This is a genomic window from Kerstersia similis, assembly GCF_965139615.1.
Taxonomy (GTDB): domain Bacteria; phylum Pseudomonadota; class Gammaproteobacteria; order Burkholderiales; family Burkholderiaceae_B; genus Kerstersia; species Kerstersia similis.
Genome location: NZ_CBCSIQ010000002.1, coordinates 45,155 through 63,375, shown reverse-complemented (window position 1 = coordinate 63,375; position 18,221 = coordinate 45,155). Strand labels below are relative to the sequence as shown.

13 protein-coding genes are annotated in these 18,221 nt (G+C 59.9%); 4 read left to right on the top strand and 9 right to left on the bottom strand.

Features of this window, described 5'->3' with window-relative positions:
• Positions 1–59: 59 nt before the first annotated feature.
• A complete protein-coding gene (locus ACNA1V_RS01580) occupies positions 60–2,384 on the bottom strand; it encodes an EAL domain-containing protein (protein ID WP_415831829.1) in 2,325 nt (774 codons plus the stop codon).
• A gap of 206 nt (positions 2,385–2,590) precedes the next feature.
• Between ACNA1V_RS01580 and ACNA1V_RS01575 the strand changes: the two genes are divergently transcribed.
• Together ACNA1V_RS01575 and ACNA1V_RS01570 are read left to right on the top strand one after the other, a co-directional pair.
• Complete coding sequence (locus tag ACNA1V_RS01575) at positions 2,591–4,318, top strand: NYN domain-containing protein (protein WP_415831828.1); 1,728 nt, start codon at positions 2,591–2,593, stop codon at positions 4,316–4,318.
• 122 nt (positions 4,319–4,440) lie between these two features.
• A complete protein-coding gene (locus ACNA1V_RS01570) occupies positions 4,441–5,139 on the top strand; it encodes a DedA family protein (RefSeq protein ID WP_415832019.1) in 699 nt (232 codons plus the stop codon).
• Between the two features lie 141 nt (positions 5,140–5,280).
• Here ACNA1V_RS01570 and ACNA1V_RS01565 read toward each other — a convergent pair whose 3' ends face one another.
• Both ACNA1V_RS01565 and ACNA1V_RS01560 read right to left on the bottom strand, forming a co-directional pair.
• Positions 5,281–5,754, bottom strand: coding sequence for a GNAT family N-acetyltransferase (locus ACNA1V_RS01565; protein ID WP_415831827.1), 474 nt, complete (start codon positions 5,752–5,754; stop codon positions 5,281–5,283).
• A 312-nt stretch (positions 5,755–6,066) separates the two neighbouring features.
• Positions 6,067–8,154 (bottom strand): heavy metal translocating P-type ATPase, encoded by a 2,088-nt coding sequence (locus tag ACNA1V_RS01560; protein ID WP_415831826.1) that lies wholly within the window; start codon positions 8,152–8,154, stop codon positions 6,067–6,069.
• 204 nt (positions 8,155–8,358) lie between these two features.
• On the opposite strand from ACNA1V_RS01560, the gene cadR reads away from it, so the two are divergent.
• Both cadR and ACNA1V_RS01550 read left to right on the top strand, forming a co-directional pair.
• Entirely contained in the window at positions 8,359–8,811 is a 453-nt protein-coding gene (cadR, locus tag ACNA1V_RS01555) for a Cd(II)/Pb(II)-responsive transcriptional regulator (protein WP_415831825.1), read from the top strand.
• A 117-nt stretch (positions 8,812–8,928) separates the two neighbouring features.
• Entirely contained in the window at positions 8,929–10,518 is a 1,590-nt protein-coding gene (locus ACNA1V_RS01550; protein ID WP_415831824.1) for a sensor domain-containing diguanylate cyclase, read from the top strand.
• A gap of 78 nt (positions 10,519–10,596) precedes the next feature.
• Here ACNA1V_RS01550 and pgi read toward each other — a convergent pair whose 3' ends face one another.
• The 6 genes from pgi to ACNA1V_RS01520 form a co-directional block, all read right to left on the bottom strand.
• Positions 10,597–12,213: a glucose-6-phosphate isomerase gene (pgi, locus tag ACNA1V_RS01545; protein ID WP_415831823.1), complete on the bottom strand. Its 1,617-nt coding sequence runs from the start codon at positions 12,211–12,213 to the stop codon at positions 10,597–10,599.
• 46 nt (positions 12,214–12,259) lie between these two features.
• Positions 12,260–13,546 carry a UDP-glucose dehydrogenase family protein gene (locus tag ACNA1V_RS01540; RefSeq protein WP_415831822.1) on the bottom strand — a complete coding sequence of 429 codons (1,287 nt, stop codon included), beginning with the start codon at positions 13,544–13,546 and terminating at the stop codon, positions 12,260–12,262.
• A gap of 6 nt (positions 13,547–13,552) precedes the next feature.
• Entirely contained in the window at positions 13,553–14,437 is an 885-nt protein-coding gene (galU, locus tag ACNA1V_RS01535; RefSeq protein ID WP_415831821.1) for a UTP--glucose-1-phosphate uridylyltransferase GalU, read from the bottom strand.
• A gap of 371 nt (positions 14,438–14,808) precedes the next feature.
• The gene (locus ACNA1V_RS01530) at positions 14,809–15,321 is read right to left on the bottom strand and encodes a low molecular weight protein-tyrosine-phosphatase (RefSeq protein WP_415831820.1); all 513 of its coding nucleotides are present in this window, start codon (positions 15,319–15,321) and stop codon (positions 14,809–14,811) included.
• The gene (locus ACNA1V_RS01525; RefSeq protein ID WP_415831819.1) at positions 15,318–16,034 is read right to left on the bottom strand and encodes an MORN repeat-containing protein; all 717 of its coding nucleotides are present in this window, start codon (positions 16,032–16,034) and stop codon (positions 15,318–15,320) included. Before ACNA1V_RS01525 ends, ACNA1V_RS01530 begins: the two co-directional genes overlap by 4 nt.
• Positions 16,031–18,142 (bottom strand): YjbH domain-containing protein, encoded by a 2,112-nt coding sequence (locus tag ACNA1V_RS01520; protein ID WP_415831818.1) that lies wholly within the window; start codon positions 18,140–18,142, stop codon positions 16,031–16,033. The genes ACNA1V_RS01525 and ACNA1V_RS01520 overlap by 4 nt, the downstream gene beginning before the upstream one ends.
• Between the last annotated feature and the right edge of the window lie 79 nt (positions 18,143–18,221).

The following is an 18,221-nucleotide window of genomic DNA, read 5'->3' as shown; positions in this document are numbered from 1 at the left end:
GTCCCGCAGACAGGACAAGGACAAACACCAAACAAGCGCCTGGGGTTCAATCCCTGCCCTCAATCCCCGCCCTGGCAACGCTGAAAGACAAAACCGCTATCACCTTCCAGCTGTTTGAGCCAGGCCGGCACCTCGGCCGCCGGCAAGGGGCGTGAAAACAGATAGCCCTGGGAAATCGGGCAGCGGTAAGCCACCAGTAACTCGCATTGCCCACGCGTCTCCACGCCTTCTGCGACCACTGCCAGACCCAGGCTGCGCCCAATCCCGATCACGGCCGCCACCAGCGCCTGCAAGCGGGGATCTTCCTGGCTTTTATTGATAAAGCTGCGGTCGATCTTGACTTCCGTGACGGGCAGATTCACCAGATTGGACAGGCTGGAGAAACCCGTTCCGAAATCGTCCACCGACAAACCGATGCCCAGTTGCCGGACACGATGCAGCAGATCCTGCATTTCCGGCGTCATGGCCATCATGGCGCTCTCGGTAATTTCTATGGTCAGATCCGTGCCCTGCAAATCGTACTCCCGCAGCAGATCCGCCAGCATGGCCGGCAATTCACGATTGCGGAAATTGAAAGGCGACAGATTCACCGCCACGGCAGGAACCTTCAGGCCATCGCTGCGCCACTGCGCCAGCTGGCGGCAGGCTTCGCGGAGTGCCCAGGCGCCGATCGCGTCGATCTGGCCGATTTCCTCGGCCAGATTGATAAAACGGCCCGGCGGAATTTCTCCCAATTTGGGGTCATGCCAACGCGCCAATGCTTCCATGCAATGCAACTGGCCGTTGGCCGTATAGACCTGCGGCTGGTACGCCAGCGTCAGTGCATTGTTGGCAATGGCGCGCTTCAACGCGGCGCCCAGCAGCAAGCGGCTACGCGCCAGCTGGTTCATTTCCGGGCTGAAAAACTGGTAGGCATCGCCACCGGACTGCTTGGCGCGATACATGGCGTTCTTGGCGTTATTGAAAAGCGTATCGCGGTCCAGCTTGCCATCGGGGTAATGGCTGATGCCAATACTGGCGGACATGCTCAATTGATGCCCGCCGAGATTCACCGGCACACGCACGGCAGCCAGCAGCCGCTCGGCCATCACTGCCGCATGGCGAATGGTGCAGCCCGGAATCACGATCACGAACAAATCGCCTTCCGCACGACACAGGAACTCGCCGGATTTCAGCACCTGCTGCAAGGCATTGGCCAGCTGCACCAGGGCATGATCGCCTGCCACATGGCCCAAGGTCGCGTTGATATCCTGCAAACGGTCGATATCCAGGCAGAAAAAACCCATTTCCTGCTCAGGAGAACGGCGTAACAGCGCATCGACATAATCATGCAGGCGCCCCCGGTTGGGCAGCCCCGTCAAGGCATCGGACTGCACCAGCCTGGCCATTTGCTGCCGGCTTTCTTCACGCTCCACCGCCAAGGCGCACAAGTGCACGCAGGCACTGATAATTCTTTCGTGCAAGGCTGACGGCCAACGCGCATCCCTGGAGTAGAACGAGAAAGTGGCCGCCACACTGCCATCGCGGCGCTTGATGGGATAGGACCAGCACGCATGCAAACCGTGCGCCAGCGCCACGGCCCGGAAATTATTCCAGAGCGGATCGGTCGCGATATCGTAGGCCGGGACGCGCACTCCGCGCGCCGCCGCCGTGCCACAGCTACCGACGCCTTCGCCTACGCCTTGCCCGACAATGGCGCTGACATAAGCGTCCGGCAGGAAACCCATGTACCATTCCTGCAGCGTTCCCGCTTCCAGATCCACGGTCATCAGGGAAGGCAACACCTCCGGCGCAATGCCATGCACTTGCTGGCATAGATACCGGCCCAGCTCTTCAAAAGACATGCCGCTGGTCAAGGCAGCCAGCATATCGCGTTCGAGTTCCCGGATTTTCTGTTCCTGAGCCTGCCGCGCCTGCTCATGCGGCGACCACAACTGGCAGCCATCGCCGCCTTCCAGCTTCTTCCAGGGCTCCAGCCTGACTTCTTCGCATTGCACACCACGGCACAGGCCGACCAGCAAACTGCCACCATCGCCCAACTGCACCAGCGCCATCACGGCACCGACATGGCTGCCATCCTTGCGCACCACGCGAACATCGCGCCCCTGCGCGGAACAAATGGCCTCGGCCTGCTCATGGTCACATTCCGCAGGCGACAGGCCGCCCAACAACGGACTGCTGCACCGCAAGGAAGCAGGCAGCAAGAACCCGGCATCGCGCCCCAAAACTTCCGAACGGCCATAACCCCAGAGCCGCTCCGACGCACGATTGAAAAAATAAACACGGCTCGCACGGTCCATAAATACCATAGCCACCGCTGCTTCCTCGAACAATGCCAAAGGAAGCCTTTCATCGCACGTACCAAAGTCTTCTTCTTTTTCCATTGATACGCTCTCTTTTGCAATCCAGCCGCGAAATACCTCAGAGCGAACCCAGAATCGTCCTAGCGGTTCAGCCGTACTGCGATCAGGCTGATTTATACACCATGTGTTACAGCATCCGCCATCACACAAATCCGGACTTTTGCACGCCTCTCGCATAGAAACACATTAATATGCAGTTTTTGTATGTTTTTTCGGGACTTTCACGCATGGCAACAAGCAATAACGACAGCATCAGCATGGCCGTTTTCTGCGATTTCGAGAATGTTGCGCTGGGCGTGCGTGATGCCCAATACGAGCAGTTCGACATCCGCCCGGTACTGGAACGCTTGCTGGTCAAGGGCAGCATTGTGGTGAAGAAGGCCTATTGCGACTGGGATCGCTATAAGGGCTTCAAGAACGCCATGCATGAGGCGAATTTCGAACTGATCGAAATCCCCCATGTGCGCCACTCCGGCAAAAACTCGGCAGACATCCGGCTGGTCGTGGATGCGCTGGACTTGTGCTACACCAAGTCGCATGTCGATACCTTCGTCATCATCAGCGGGGATTCCGACTTTTCCCCGCTGGTATCGAAGCTGCGTGAAAATGCCAAGCAAGTCATAGGCGTCGGCGTGAAGCAATCGACGTCCGACCTGTTGATCGCCAACTGCGATGAATTCATTTTCTACGATGATCTGGTGCGCGAGCAGGCACGACGTTCCGGCCGCCAGGGCAGCAGCCGTGACGGCAGCGCAGGCAAACGCAACGCCAGCCCGGAGGACAACCGCCCCCGCCGCGAAGATCTGGACACCCGGCGTGCCCAAGCGCTTGAAATCACCATGGAAACCTATGATGCCCTATCGTCGGAACGGGGCGATGGCAGCAAGCTCTGGGCATCCGTGCTGAAAGACGCCATCAAGCGGCGGCGCCCGGATTTCAATGAGTCGTACTACGGCTTTCGCGCCTTCGGCAATCTGCTAGAGGAAGCCCAAGCCAGAGGCCTGCTACGCGTGGGCCGCGATGAACGCTCGGGCACCTATGTCTGGCGAGATGGCAATGCCGCCTTGGTGGAAAGCCCGGCGAGCAGCGACGAACGCGGCCATGAAGGCAGCGACCCATCCGAAAAAGGCGCAGAGCAGCCGCGCCGGCGGGATGAGCGGCGGGACAAGGATAAACGCCAGGGCGAGCGGAAAAAAAGCAAGGATGACGAACGCCACGGCGACGGCAGCCTGCGCGAACGGCAACGTGACACACGCCCCCGCCAGGCCGCGCAACCGGCAACGGCTGACGCCGAGGCAGATCCATTGAGCGCCACGTCCACGGCCGCCCTGGTGGCCGCTTCATCAGCGCCCTCAACCCCAGCCGCCGAAATCGCCACAGCCGCCCCTGCGGTTTCGCGCGCCCAGGCTGCAACGTCAGACGCTCCAGCTACCGCCAGCACCGAGCCTCTGGCTGCAGAGGCCTTGCCCGCTGACGCAGTGCAGGCCAACGCCAAGAAACCCACACGCAGAACCGCGGCAACGCAGCGCAATAGCCGCAATAGCAATCGCAAAACAGCACATGCGGACCTTGCCTCCGCAGCTCACCTTGCCAGCGGCCAGCCGAGTGGCCCGGATACACCCGCCGTTGCGGCAACGCCGGCCACGGCAACGACGGACCGCCCTGCCCAAGCAGAAACAGGCCGTTCCGCCCCCAAAGACACCAAAAGCAGCAAAGGCAGCAAAAGCACCCGAGCCCCCAAGTCCGGCAAACAGCCGGAAAGCACGGTGTCTTCGGCCGCTGCTCCCGCAACCGACGCGACCCGCCCGGCCGCAACGGCCCAGCCGTCTGATGCCGCTGCCACGCAGTCAACGGCCACAACAACCACAACGGCTGACCCAAGCGCCGCCACCTCAGCGGCGCCAGCCAAAAAGACGAGCCGGCGCAAGCCTAAAACCGCCCATCCCGAGGCCTAAAGCCATAACAGCACCAGAGCCCGGATTAAGCGTCCCTCCATTCATTCCCTGCCCCCGCTGCGTATCGCGAAGCGCTATGCTTTCAGCTCCGCGATACGCGCAGAACCCTAGCCTGACCTGTGATGGAATTCTTCAGCTACATCAGCGATTTCTTTGTCTATCTTTTTGACTTCATCCTGCACATAGACGCCCATCTGGCAGAGCTGATACGCGATTATGGCGTGTGGGTCTATCTGATCCTGTTCCTGATCGTTTTTTGCGAAACCGGGCTGGTCGTCACGCCCTTCCTGCCGGGCGATTCCCTGCTGTTCATGACGGGCGCATTTGCCGCGCTGCCGGATACGCCCCTGCATGTACATGGCATCGCCCTGCTGCTGCTGGCCGCCGCCATCCTGGGCGACACCGTGAACTACACCATCGGCAAGTACTTCGGCGCCAAGCTGTTCAGCAATCCGGATTCCCGGCTGTTCAAGCGCAGCCATCTGATGCTGGCCGAGCAGTTCTATCAACGCCATGGCCGCTCGACCATCATCATCGCGCGCTTCGCCCCGATCGTCCGCACCTTCGCCCCCTTTGTCGCCGGCATGAGCCGCATGCACTACCGCACCTTCATGCTCTACAACGCGCTGGGCGGCATTCTCTGGGTGGTGCTTTTCGTCTATGGCGGCTACCTGTTCGGCAACCTGCCTATCGTGCGCGATAACCTGACCTTGCTGGCCCTGGCCATCATTGTGCTGTCCGTGCTGCTTCCCATGGCGCAAGTCTGGGTGCAGCGCCGTCGTGGCCGCAAACTGATGCAGGCTGCCAAAAAACAGGACTGACGTACCGACACGCGGCCGGCACGTCATGACTACTGGCGCGGCTTGTTCCACACCCCCGCACCGCTGCCGGCCGCCCACGAACAATGGCCCCGCCAATACAGGCGGGGCCATTATTTTACAAGCGCCGACAAAGCCTGCCGTTTACGCCTGGCTTTTCAGCGACATGCGGTACTCGATCAGGCCGGGTTTGTCAGCGATCCAATCGTACAAGCGCTGGGCGGTGTGGTTGGTTTCCTGGGTATGCCAATACAGGCGATCGCACTGCCGCTCGCGTGCCTGGGCCTGAACGTACTCGATCAGCTGCTTGCCGACTTGCTGGCCCCGGGCTGCCGGATCCACAAACAGATCCTCCAGATAGCAGAAATCGTTGCGCCCCCAGGTGGAACGATGATAGAGATAGGTCACAAAACCGTAGATTCGTTCCTCATCCGCCGCAACGGCGCAATACACCGGCTCTGCCGGATCAAAAAAACGTGCCCAGGTCGTCCGGGTCACATCGGCGTCCAGCGCCACTTTGTAGAACACCTGGTACGCAGACCAGTAGGCATTCCAGGCCTCAACATCCGCGGGGGATACAGGACGAACCGAAATCTGGGTTTGTACAGCGCTTGTCATGGGGCGAATCCTTTCCAGCCAGGGCTGGCGACTATCTGACGGCAAAAATGGCCGGCTTCATTCATTAAAAAGTCTTCATATGTGCATACCACATAGGAAAGAAGCCGTTTTATATCGCGCCAGCGCGAACCGCAGACAGACCAGTTTCCCCTCAATTTCCAGACCACCTTGCGTGCACGGCAGCACGGCAGGCTGCGCCCACTACACCGCACGCAATCAGCTGCACCCAATAGGCGACCCAGGCAACGCACAAAAAAAGGCCCAGGGCACTTGCCACTGGGCCGGCGCACTCGAAACAATGCGATGTCTGGCTTACATCCTGGCGCGCAACAGGCGCAGGCCGTTGAAGACCACCAGCAGGCTTGCCCCCATGTCGGCAAAGACCGCCATCCACATGCTGGCTTCCCCTGCAATCGCCAGCGCCAGGAAAACCACCTTGATTCCCAGCGCCAGGCCGATGTTCTGCCAGAGCACCCTGGCCGTGCGGCGCGCCAGGCGTACAAAGTAGGGCAACTTGCGCAAGTCGTCATCCATCAGGGCAACATCGGCAGTTTCCATTGCGGTATCCGAACCTGCCGCCCCCATGGCAAAACCAATATCTGCCTGCGCCAGCGCGGGGGCGTCATTGATGCCATCCCCCACCATGCCGACCACAATGCCCTGCTGCTGCAGCCCACGCACGGCCGTCAACTTATCTTCCGGCAACTGGTTGCCACGCGCGTCATCAATGCCGGCTTCCCGGGCAATGGCCTGGGCCACGTGCTGGTTGTCGCCACTCAACATCAAGGTGGAAACCCCCAAGGCATGCAACTCGGCAATGGCATCGCGGCTGGTAGCGCGCAGCGTATCGGCCACGCCGAAGAGCGCCAGCATTTGCTTGCCGGATGCCAAGGCCACAACCGTCTTGCCTTCGCTGGCCAAGGCATCCATGGCCGCCTGCGCCGTACCGTCCGCCACTCCGCCTGCGGCCATCAGCTTCCAATTGCCCAGGCGGTAGTCCTGTCCGCTGATCCGGCCTTGCGTTCCTTGCCCGCTGACGGCTTCAAAACCATCCACATCATGCAGCACCAGGCCGCGCTCCGCAGCGTGCCTTGCCACCGCCTGCGAAACCGGGTGATCCGACAAGGCCGCCAGGCTGGCCGCCAAGGCCAGGAACGCATCGCCCGTGGCAACATCCTGCGGCGTTGCCATCCCCATGCCGTCATGCACACGAATATCCGTGAGCGCCGGCTTGCCATGCGTCAGGGTGCCCGTCTTATCCAAGGCCACCCAGGACAATTTACGCCCCTGCTCCAGGAACGCGCCGCCCTTGACCAGCACCCCGACACGCGCTGCGGCAGCCAGCCCGCTGACGATTGTCACCGGCGTGGAAATCACCAGTGCGCAAGGGCAGGCAATCACCAGCAGCACCAAGGCCCGATAGACCCAATCCATCCAGGCGCCCCCCAGCAACAGCGGCGGCAGGATGGCGACCAGCAAGGCAATCACGAACACAGCGGGCGTATAAATCCGTGCGAAGCGATCCACGAAACGCTGCGTCGGCGCGCGACTGGCTTGCGCGCCTTCGACCACGGCGATGATACGGGCCAGTTTGGAACCATCCGCGGGCGCCGTGCTGCGGTAAATCACCAGCGTGGAAGTATTGATGCTACCTGCAAAGACAGTATCCCCCGGGCCCTTTTCCACCGGCAGGCTCTCGCCGGTAATGGGTGATTGGTCCAGCGCCGCCCTCCCTTCGACAATCTCGCCATCCAGCGCAATACGCTCACCAGGCCGCGCCCTGACCAGGCTGCCGACCGGCACCTGCGCCGCCGCTTGCGGCAACCAGCTGCCGTCAGCTTGCTGCACATCCACCGTCTCCGGTGCGATATCCATCAGGGTGCGCACCGCATTGCGGGCACGCTCCAGCGAGCGCGCCTCGATCAACTCTGCCAGCGTGAACAGAAACATGACCATGGCTGCCTCGGGCCATTGCCCGATCAGCACCGCGCCCGTCACGGCAACGGTCATCAGCGCATTCATATTGAGATCAAGACGCGCCAAGGCTGACAGGCCAGCCTTGTAGGTAGAAAAACCGCTGCAGGCAATCGCTACGACCGCCAGCAGCAAGACCAGCCAGTTGCCATCACCCAGCACCCAGTGCGCGATCTCCGAACCCAAGGCTGCCGCACCCGCCACCCAGAGCATCCAGCCAAACTCGGTGCCATGTCCGTGGTCGCCATGGTCGCAGCAGGCCAGCGCATCCCCTTCCTCGCTTGCGCTGCACGCGGCGCCCTGAGCTGGCGTGCAGCATGCCGCGCCGCTATCATGCGTGTGCTCAGGCGCATGCTGATGTGTGCGCCGATGCGCGCGACCGGCCGCATGGTCATGTTCATGGCTGTGGGCGTGATTCTTTTCCATCGCATGCATCCTGCTCTTGGTTTGATCTTGCCCTCATTACAAACCCTGTAGCGGCTATAGGGTCAAGCGCTATAATGAGAAGCGCGAGAAAACCTGCTTGCCAGACGCCTGCCGCCAATCAGTACCGCGTATCATGCGCCTGCCAACACGCTTGTGCGCCAGCGTGGCTGGTGCCTCTTCCTACCTTCCGTTCCGGAGAATGCCATGAAAATCGGCCAGCTCGCCCAGCATACCGGTTGCGGGGTTGAAACCATCCGCTATTACGAACAGATCGGCCTGCTGCCACCACCACTGCGCAACAGCAGCAATTATCGTGTTTACGGGGCGGAACACCATGAGCGCCTGCTCTTCGTGCGCCATTGCCGTTCGCTGGACATGTCGCTGGACGAAATCCGCACCTTGCTGGCCTTGCGCGAAGAGCCTCGGCAAGGTTGCCAGCAGGTCAACACCCTGCTGGATCGCCACATTGAGGAAATCGAGCAACGCATGGCGGCGCTGAGCGCACTGCGGGCCCGGCTAGACAGCTTGCGGCGTCAATGCAACGGCGACCATCCTGTCGAAGAATGTGCGATTATTCAGGGGCTATCGCACTGCGCGCAATGCGATGGCAGCCTTTCCGAACACGCCGGTCACGATCACACTGCCACCACGCCATAATTATCCGGCCCCCGCGCGGTTCGCAACCCGAGCCGCTGCCGACCACCAGACACCCCCATGCTCGATGCGCCCCATCCGTTGTGGCGTTGCCTTAACCCATCCGCGCGGAATGACAGGATGCCCGACTCTTCCCCTCCTCGGATCAATCTTCGCCGCCTGATCCTTTTTCTCTCGCTCCTCAGCGCCCTTGCTGCGCTGATCAGCACCTTTCATTCCGGCTATACCGTGCAGCGGCAACAGCTGATCGACCAGACGCTGGAAAGCAGCTATATGTATGCCAACAAGCTGGCGACCAGTACCAACGAGTTCCTGAACTCCTCGCTGCAGCAACTTCATGTCGCTGCGGGCGTGCTGGCCAATCAAATGGACAACATACCGCGGCTGGCGGAAGAAGCCGAACGCCTGCATACCCAGACCGACAGTTTCAACTCGGTTGTCATTACCGATACCGAAGGCGATGTGCTGGCGGCCTCGCCCAACACCCTGGGCATCGTCGGCCTTCGTCTGAACACTCCCGGCGTTCAGGAATCCCTGAAGTTACGTAAGCCTTTAATCAGTGAGCCCTATCTCTCCGCCGTCGGCAATTTCCTGATTTTTTTGTCACAGCCCATATACAGCACAGAGGGCAAATTCCTGGGAACCGTAGGCGGCTCTATCTATCTCAAACAGGACAGCATTCTGCACCGCTTGCTGGGCACGCATTATTATCGCGACGGTTCCTATCTGTACGTCGTGGATCAGCATGGCACCATTCTCTACCATCCCGACACGACCCGAGTCGGCGAACCTGCCCGCAAAAATGCCACGATAGAAAATTTGCTGCAACAACGCTCCGGCAGCGGTGTCGTCACCAACAGCAAAGGAATCGAAATGATCACCGGCTATGCCGTCATGCCGCTGACCAACTGGGGCATTGTGGCCCAGCGCCCGCTCAGCGCGACGCTGGCGCCTCTCGACGCCCTGATGCAGCAAATGCTGTTCCGGACCGTGCCCTTCGCCATTCTGATTTTCGTCCTGATCTGGTGGTGTGCCAGCAAGGTGTCGCAGCCGCTGCAATTTCTCGCCAACGAGGCCGGCAATATGGACGACCCGCGCACCGGCGAAAAGATCAACCGCGTCAAATCCTGGTACTTCGAAGCGCATGAACTCAAGCGTATGATGCTGTTTGGCGTGAATCTGCTGAACAAGAAAATCATCAAGCTGCGGGAAGATGCCGAAACCGATGCCCTGACCAAGCTACCCAATCGCCGCAGCCTGGACGCTGCACTGGAGCATAGTCTTCAAACCCGTACGGCGTTTTCCATCATTTCGGTAGATATCGACCACTTCAAGCGGATCAACGATACCTATGGCCATGACAACGGGGATATCGTGTTGCAGATTCTTGCCCAGGAAATGATGAATGCGTCCCGCCAGATGGACCTGCCATGCCGGGTCGGCGGTGAAGAGTTCCTGATCCTGCTGCCGCATACCGATAAAGCCCTGGCCGCCCATGTCGCAGAAAGGCTGCGCTTGCGCATCGCGGCAGTGGAATTCGAAAAGGTGGGCCACATCACGATTTCACTGGGTGTTGCCAGCTGGCCCGAAGACGCCGCCGATATTGGAACCGTCCTCAAATACGCGGATATCATGCTGTATCAGGCCAAGCACAATGGCCGTAACCGCGTGGAAGTCCACGGCATCACTTCCATCACCGTGACAGCCTAGCCTGTGCAGACGACCTGGGGGGCGGATGGCGCTGAATACGCCACCATCCGCCCCCCAGGCCTTTGTCAAACAAACCGCTCAGGCTTGCCGGATACGGCGCAGCAAACCCGCCGTGGAGGCGTCCGTACCGCGAAAGTCTTCCTGGGGCGCACGAATACGCTTCAAGGTTTCAGTCGCGATACGCTTGCCCATCTCCACCCCCCATTGATCAAATGGGTTGATACCCCAGATCACGGATTGCACAAACACCTTGTGTTCGTACATGGCAATCACGGCACCCAGGCTATACGGCGACAACTCATCGAGCAGCAGCGTGGAACATGCCTGATTGCCGCGATAGCGCATATGCACCGGCAAATCCGCCACCGCGCCGGGCAAGGCGGCGTCGCCCAGCGCCAGCAAGCGCGACTGCGCCAGGCAGTTGGCCAAGGCCAGTTCATGCTGCGCCACCAGTTCACGCATGGCCTCGGTATAGGCCTGTTCACGGTAGCGGCGCACCGGCACAATGAAATCGCAGGCGACTGCCTCCGTCCCCTGGTGCAGCAACTGGTAAAACGCGTGCTGGGCATTCGGCCCGACACCGCCCCAGATGATGGGGCATGTTGCCCGACTGACGGGCTTGCCGTCACGGCCGGTACTCTTGCCGTTGGATTCCATCTCCAGCTGTTCCAGATAGGCCGGCAAGTGATGCAGCCGCCCGTCATAAGGCAAGACCGCCAAGGCATGCACGCCCAGGGCATTGATATTCCAGACACCAATCAAAGCCATCAGCACGGGCAGGTTCTCGCGCCAGGGCGCGTGCCGGAAATGCTGATCCATATCGCGCGCGCCGCGCAGCAGGCTACGGAAACCCTCCATGCCCAAGGCCAGCGCAATCGGCAAGCCGATGGCTGACCAAAGAGAAAAACGGCCCCCGACCCAATCCCAGATACGCAGCTGGTTTTCTTCCGGAATGCCCCATTGCGCCATTTTTTCTGCGGAGGACGACACCCCGATGAAATGGCAGCGCAGCAAGCCTTCCATATCCCCCAGGGAACGGCGCAACCAATGCAAGGCCGTTTCGGCATTGGCCAGGGTATCCACCGTGGTGAACGATTTGGAAGAAATGATGAAAAGCGTCGTATGCGGATTCAGCGTGCGCAACAGATAAGCCAGTTGGCTACCATCCATGGTCGAGGCGAAATGCAGGCGCACCGGCGTATCGCCGAAATCTGCCGTCAAGGCGCGGCAGACCATCTGCGGTCCCAGATCCGACCCCCCCACGCCGATATTCACGACATTGGTAATGGCCTCGCCCGTTACGCCACGCCATTGCCCGGCATGCACTTTGCGCACGATGCGTTCCATATGGCGCAGCTGCTCATGCACCTGCACACCAATATCATCGCCATCCAGTACGCAGGGCACATCGTCGGGAATGCGCAAGGCCCAATGCAAGGCCGCTCGGTCTTCCGTGGCGTTCACGGGCGCACCCGAAAACAGCTCGGACATCCAATGCTCCAGCCCGGCTTCCCGGGCCACTTCGCACAACATATCCAGTGTCTGCGGCACCAGGCGTTGCTTGGAATAATCGAACAGCAACGGACCGAAGCGGCAGTGCAATGCCTCGAACCGCGCCGGATCATCGGCAAACAGGGACGAGATATGGCGCCCCTTCATATCCAGCGCATGCTGCAGCAATGCGTTCCAGCTCATATATTCACATCCTTATGCCCGACAGGAAGAGTCGCGGGCGACGCAATCAATGCCGGCCAATTCCGTGATAGACAAAACCACGTTCCTTGACGAACTCCGGGTCCCAGATATTGCGGCCGTCCAGCAGCACGCCGTGGCGCATCAGGGTAGCCATTTTGGCAAAATCGGGGCTCCAGTACCCCTTCCATTCCGTCACCAGCAGCAAGGCGTCAGCCTGCTGCAAGGCATCGTAGGGGTCGTCATGCAAAGCCAGCGGCTGGCCCTGCTCTTTGGCCCAGGCCGCCAAGGCATTCATGGCCTTGGGGTCGTGCACATGCACTTCTGCCCCCTGCGCCCACAAGGCCTGAATCAAGCGCAGCGCCGGCGCATTGTCGATACGCGCCGTACCGGGCTTGAAGGCGGCTCCCCACAAGGCAATACGCCGCCCCTGCAAATCCGCCTCATAGTGCTGCCACAATTTATGAAACAGCACTTCTTTTTGCCGCTCATTGATGCGCCACACCTGATTGAGCAATTCAGACTGCATGCCACTGCGCTGCAATTCACGCGCCAGGCTCAGCACATCCCGTGAAAATGCCGGGCCGCCAAAACCGCAGCCCGGGTACAGGTAAGCGGAACCAATCCGCTGATCGGCGCCCATCCCCTGACGAACATTTTCGATATCCACGCCCAGGGTATCGGCCAGATTGGCCATATCATTCATGAAGCTCAAGCGCGTGGCCAGCATGCCGCTGATCGCCAGCTTGGTAAATTCGGCTTCACGCGTGGTCATCCACATGATGTTGTCGCGCCGGCGATTGAACGGCCGCAGAATCTCGGCCAGCATACGCTGCGCCCAGAACGAATCCGACCCTGCCAACCAGTGTTCCGCCCTGGTGAAACCGGACAGCGCGGCCCCTTCCACCAGCAAATCAGGCAAGCAGAGCACGGCATCATCGCCCTCGCCCACAGCCTCGATCAGCACTTCCTGCAGTGCCTCCGAGCTGCCCACCGGGAAGGTGGACTGATTCACCACCAGCCAAGGAACGTCACTACGGGGTTGCAGGCGCGCCACGATGTTATAGGCCAGCTCGAACTGTGCCGGCGCCAGCGCCACCCAGATCACCGCCACTTCCGCCGGCCGCGGCGCATCGAAATCTTCCACCACCAGGGTGCCGGCTGCCAACTGTTCGTTCAGCAAGGTACTCAGGCCGGGTTCACGGCTGGGCACTTCCGAAGCATTGAAAGCCTGGCGCCCGCCAGGCACATGCAAAGAAATAAAGTGGCCCGATGAAGCCAGGGCTCCGGCGCTAACGAACGCGCCCGTGGTATCGCCGTAGATCGCCAAATGCATGAGGCATTAACCTTGATTGGAATACTGGGCCAGCAGGCTGCGAAACTCGGCGCCCAATTGCTGATGGCGCAAGGCGTAGGCCAGTGTCGCTTCCAGATAACCGATCTTGCTGCCGCAATCGAAGGAACGCCCGCTGATATGCCAGGCCTCGGCGCCTTGCTCGCGCATCAGGGCGGCAATCGCATCCGTCAGCTGGATCTCGCCGCCAGCGCCCGGCTGGGTTTGCTCCAACAACTCAAAAATCCGCGGCGGCAGCACATAGCGGCCGACAATCGCCAGATTCGACGGCGCCTGGCCACGCGGCGGTTTTTCCACCACCTGACGGATCACCGCTGCGTCCCCTGCCTGGAGCCTGGCGCCGCCAAGATCCACCACCCCGTACTGATGGGCCAGTTCTTCCGGCACAGGTTCAACCAGAATCTGTGCATTCCCACCGGCGACAAAACGCGTCACCATGCCAGCCAGATCCGGCTGGCCGTTATGCGGCACCAGCACATCCGGCAACATCACCGCAAACGGCGCATCGCCCACGATCTCACGTGCACGCGCAACCGCATGCCCCAAGCCCAGCGCCCGCCCCTGGCGGACAGCCGATACTTTCAACCGTGCAGGCGCGATATCACGCAGCACCTGCAGCAATTCCTTCTTGCCACGGCGCTCCAACTCGGCTTCCAGCTCGTAGTTGGTATCGAAATGGTCTTCAATGGCGCGCTTGCTGGCGTGTGTGACCAGCACGATTTCATCAATACCAGCCGCCAGAGCTTCTTCCACCACGTACTGAATCACCGGCTTATCCACCACCGTGACCATTTCCTTGGGAATGGCCTTGCTGGCCGGCAGGAAACGCGTACCCAGGCCCGCAACGGGCAAAACGGCTTTGGTAACTATCACACTGACTCCAATTGAATTCGGGGATACAGAAACGATCTGGAGAAGCAGATCCTCAAGCCGCCCATGATATCGAACACATCATGCCAATTCTGCGCAGCCTGATGCGATCGCCGCATCCTGATGATTTGCGAATTTGTACCAGATTCCAGGCAACACGCCTGAAACACCAGAAGAATTGTCATTAATTATAGGCATTCTGACACATGATGATACATTCAAAAATGAAATGAATCATTCTGGCACATGAGGCAGATCAAACCTTCTCCCCTCATTGTGCCAGCGAACTGTCTGAAAACCTGCCTATGTGGGTGTTTCCCCTAGCCATTCGAGCCAGGCGCGCCGTGCAGGACATAGACCTGCACGGCAACGAATCAAGCCTTGCGCTTGATCAAACCCATTTCCAGCAATTTCTCGACCCAGCTCTTGCAGCCGGCGTCAATATCCACCCAGCACTGCTCGAATGCCTCGACTGGGGAATGGATAGGGTCATCAATTTCCTTATTGCCCTGCCAGTGCGCCATCAGAAAAGTCTTGCCACTGGCAAAAGGATAACGCCGCTGTATTTCATGACGATGGCCGTTATCCATCACCAGTACCGCCACCGCCATACGCAGGTCAATATCATTGACCTGCGCTGCCCGCTTATCTTCCGGGATGGGCACGCCATGTGCGTCCGAAACCTGCACGGCAAATGGGTGCGGCGCCCGGCCAGCCGGCGCACCCAAGCCACGCGAAAAGACTTCGGCATCGGCACCGGCCAGCGCCAGATGATGCCGCAACATGACTTCCCCGATGGGGCTGCGGCACACATTGCCGGTACACATCACTAGCAATTGCGGCGCCGAACCGGTTCCGGCATTTCTACCCGAAGAGACAGCATTCATTTGCGGGGGCATAACATCCAATCAGTCAAAATTTCCCAACGTGGGTTCAATGCCGGTTTCTTACTGGCGGCCAGCACAGCGCCATTCTGAATTTCCACCAACAAGCGGTCATCCACCACACCACGCACCACACCGTGCGCGACCTGATCCGGGCTCGCCCCTTCAGTGGAAATCGAGCAGACTTCCGTATCCAGCTTGCCTATCACCGGCGCCAGGCTCTCTACCGCCTGCTTGCGCCGCGTCATGGTCGGGCCGGCAGGCGTTTCCGTGGCATTTTCATGCCATTGCGCGACAAAACGCTCGCCTGAGGGCCAGAACACATAGGTTCCCCGCCCTTCGCGCATATCGTTGCGCCAGCCGCCAAAATACACATCCCCGCGCCATGGGGACAAATCACCATAAGCATAACGGCCCGTGCCTTCACGCTTATCGCTCACCCATTCGCCAGAGTAGGTATCCCCATTGGCATAGACATGCACCCCTTTGCCATGGCGCATGCCTTGCTCGAACTCACCTTCGTAATACGCGCCACCGGGCTGCCAGGCACGGCCTTCGCCCTGCGCCTTGCCATTCACGCAAATGCCCTGGAAATGCCCTCGCAGTGACTCATCCGCCACCCAGCAATCAGTTTCATCCGCAGCCCAAGCCGCCTGGCTCATTCCTGAGCCAAGCATCAGGCATACGGCAGCCCGCAACCACCAGGGCGACATCATGGCAGATCCTCCTCGCCATACACATCACCGAAGCCACGCAAGCCATCGCCATCCAGCGCATTCTGCAGCCAATGCTGCTCAGCCATCTGGTACAGATCCCCCGGCGACTCAACCATCTGCCCCACATCCCGATTCCAGGGTGAAAGCGACATATGCACCACCGAACCGTTATCACGCGTGGACAACGTCGCCAACGGAATGCGCATGAACACGCCCTTGTCGTAATAAGGACTACCGGGACTACCCGGCGTAGTAATGTCATCGCCATTGGTACGCGTGTACCACAGCCCCAGCTCGACCCCCGAGCGGAAAGTACGCTTGATCTCAAACCGCGCCCCACGATCGCCCGCCAGGAAGCGGCCGGCGCGTATCGTGGCAGTGGTATCCGGCACCACCGGCAAACGGTAATGCAAAGACCCGATCACCGTATGCGTACGGTAATCCATGAATCCCGTCCCCTTGAAATTACGCTGCTTCAGGAAATCCACGGCCAGATCGGCGCCCCAGCTACCATCGCGGCCCAAATACAGAGCCTGACCGCCGGCACCACCGAACATTTCCTCATACAAACCACCGGACGCACGCAGATACACGCGTTCGGCAGGTTGCCAGTACTTATTCACCAACAACTTGGACAGTTTGACCCGCGATGCCTGCCGATACTCTGCCAGATCGGAACGCACATGCGGCAGCAAGGAATTGGAAGCCTGCGTCACATCGCTGACATTCTCCAGTACCGACGCCTTCACGGCGCCATCCAGCCACCAGCCCCGCGCCATGTGCACACGCGCATCCGCGCTCAAGCCGATATCGTATTTGAAAGCCCCACTCGGATCGTTCAGATAGGAATGCAGATAGGGCGACAAAGATAGCGTCGTTTGCCCATGCGAACCCAAACTCCACGCAAAGGGGCTGCCCCCCATTCCGCCGGTATAACCACCGCCCGCCAATGCCGCAGCATCCAGCACGGCATCCAGGTCATTCTGCTGGCTGGCAGCCGTACGGCCATCCGGGTCGGCATAGGTAATACGGACGCTATGACGCAAATCCTTGCGTGTTGCCGTGCCCGCAAAATAACGGGACAACATCGGCACGTTGTAGAACGTCCAGGTCAAACCCTGCAAATCCAGGGCTTCCCAGGTAATCTCCAGCGTGCTGGTTTCAATCGGCGCATAGGCCATCGCAATACGCGCGGCACGGCCAGCGGCACGCGACGGATGCAAGTGCCGGGAACCGGCGATAGATAGCGACATCACGCCATCCACATACGCAATCCGCACATCACGCAAACCTTCATCATGCAGGCTGCGCAGCATACCCTGGCGATAGGATCTGTCCTGCTCCCACTGCAATGCCGTGGGGCGCGGTTCCCCCAGGAACCAATTGCCATCAGCAAAAGGCCCGGTTTCATCCATTTTCGGAATCAAATCGCGCTGCTGCAAAGGAATACTGACCGCCAGATTGAATGCGGTATTACCATGTTCGCGCCCGGCACGTACCGCAAAACCACCCCAACGATATTCCAGCGCAGCATGTACATTGCCGGTTTTGCGCTCATTCACACCGGTAATTTCGAAACTATTGTCTTTCTGGAAATTGGTCGCGTCGTACTCAGCCACCACGCTCCAGGAAGGCAAGGCACTGGGTGTAAAACGCAAGCCGCCAAAAGCGCCATCAATACGCTTGCGGCCATAGCCCAGCGTCACATCCGCGCTACCCAGATTCCAAAGCTGGAAACGCTTGGAAGCCGCTATGAATTCATTATGAAAAAGTTTCGTCCCGTGGAAATCATCCATCCCCACAGACACTTCAGGCAACCATGACACGCCCCAGGCGTTCTCTGGCAACAAGCGCAGCTTGACTGCTGCGGCCTTGTCCTTATTGGCCCCGTAATCATCCGTCAGCGCTTTGGTACCGCTGATCCGTGTATAGCGCCCGGCCACCTGCAGCCAGGAAAACATCTGCACATTCAGATACGGTGCACTGTAAGGCGGCGTACGGCTATACCCCCCCGTAAACATGCCCTCTTCTTCCATGCGGCCCGAAGGCATATTAATCAGGCCAGTCAGGCCGCTGGAAGCAGGCTGCGCCTGAACTGGGGAAGCCATAACGGCCATTGCCCCCAGCACAAGTGCAGCGACAAGTCGGACGGGCGGAAGCCCGCCCGGCTTATGCTCATACATCAAC

Excerpts from the sequence above, each read along its gene's own strand:
- cadR (WP_415831825.1), top strand. The coding sequence starts at position 8,359 with ATGAAAATCGGCCAGCTCGCCCAGCATACCGGTTGCGGGGTTGAAACC.
- ACNA1V_RS01570 (WP_415832019.1), top strand. The coding sequence starts at position 4,441 with ATGGAATTCTTCAGCTACATCAGCGATTTCTTTGTCTATCTTTTTGAC.
- ACNA1V_RS01575 (WP_415831828.1), top strand. The coding sequence starts at position 2,591 with ATGGCAACAAGCAATAACGACAGCATCAGCATGGCCGTTTTCTGCGAT.
- ACNA1V_RS01580 (WP_415831829.1), bottom strand. The coding sequence starts at position 2,384 with ATGGAAAAAGAAGAAGACTTTGGTACGTGCGATGAAAGGCTTCCTTTG.
- ACNA1V_RS01560 (WP_415831826.1), bottom strand. The coding sequence starts at position 8,154 with ATGGAAAAGAATCACGCCCACAGCCATGAACATGACCATGCGGCCGGT.
- ACNA1V_RS01525 (WP_415831819.1), bottom strand. The coding sequence starts at position 16,034 with ATGATGTCGCCCTGGTGGTTGCGGGCTGCCGTATGCCTGATGCTTGGC.
- pgi (WP_415831823.1), bottom strand. The coding sequence starts at position 12,213 with ATGAGCTGGAACGCATTGCTGCAGCATGCGCTGGATATGAAGGGGCGC.
- ACNA1V_RS01540 (WP_415831822.1), bottom strand. The coding sequence starts at position 13,546 with ATGCATTTGGCGATCTACGGCGATACCACGGGCGCGTTCGTTAGCGCC.
- ACNA1V_RS01565 (WP_415831827.1), bottom strand. The coding sequence starts at position 5,754 with ATGACAAGCGCTGTACAAACCCAGATTTCGGTTCGTCCTGTATCCCCC.
- ACNA1V_RS01550 (WP_415831824.1), top strand. The coding sequence starts at position 8,929 with ATGCCCGACTCTTCCCCTCCTCGGATCAATCTTCGCCGCCTGATCCTT.
- ACNA1V_RS01520 (WP_415831818.1), bottom strand. The coding sequence starts at position 18,142 with ATGGCTTCCCCAGTTCAGGCGCAGCCTGCTTCCAGCGGCCTGACTGGC.
- ACNA1V_RS01530 (WP_415831820.1), bottom strand. The coding sequence starts at position 15,321 with ATGAATGCTGTCTCTTCGGGTAGAAATGCCGGAACCGGTTCGGCGCCG.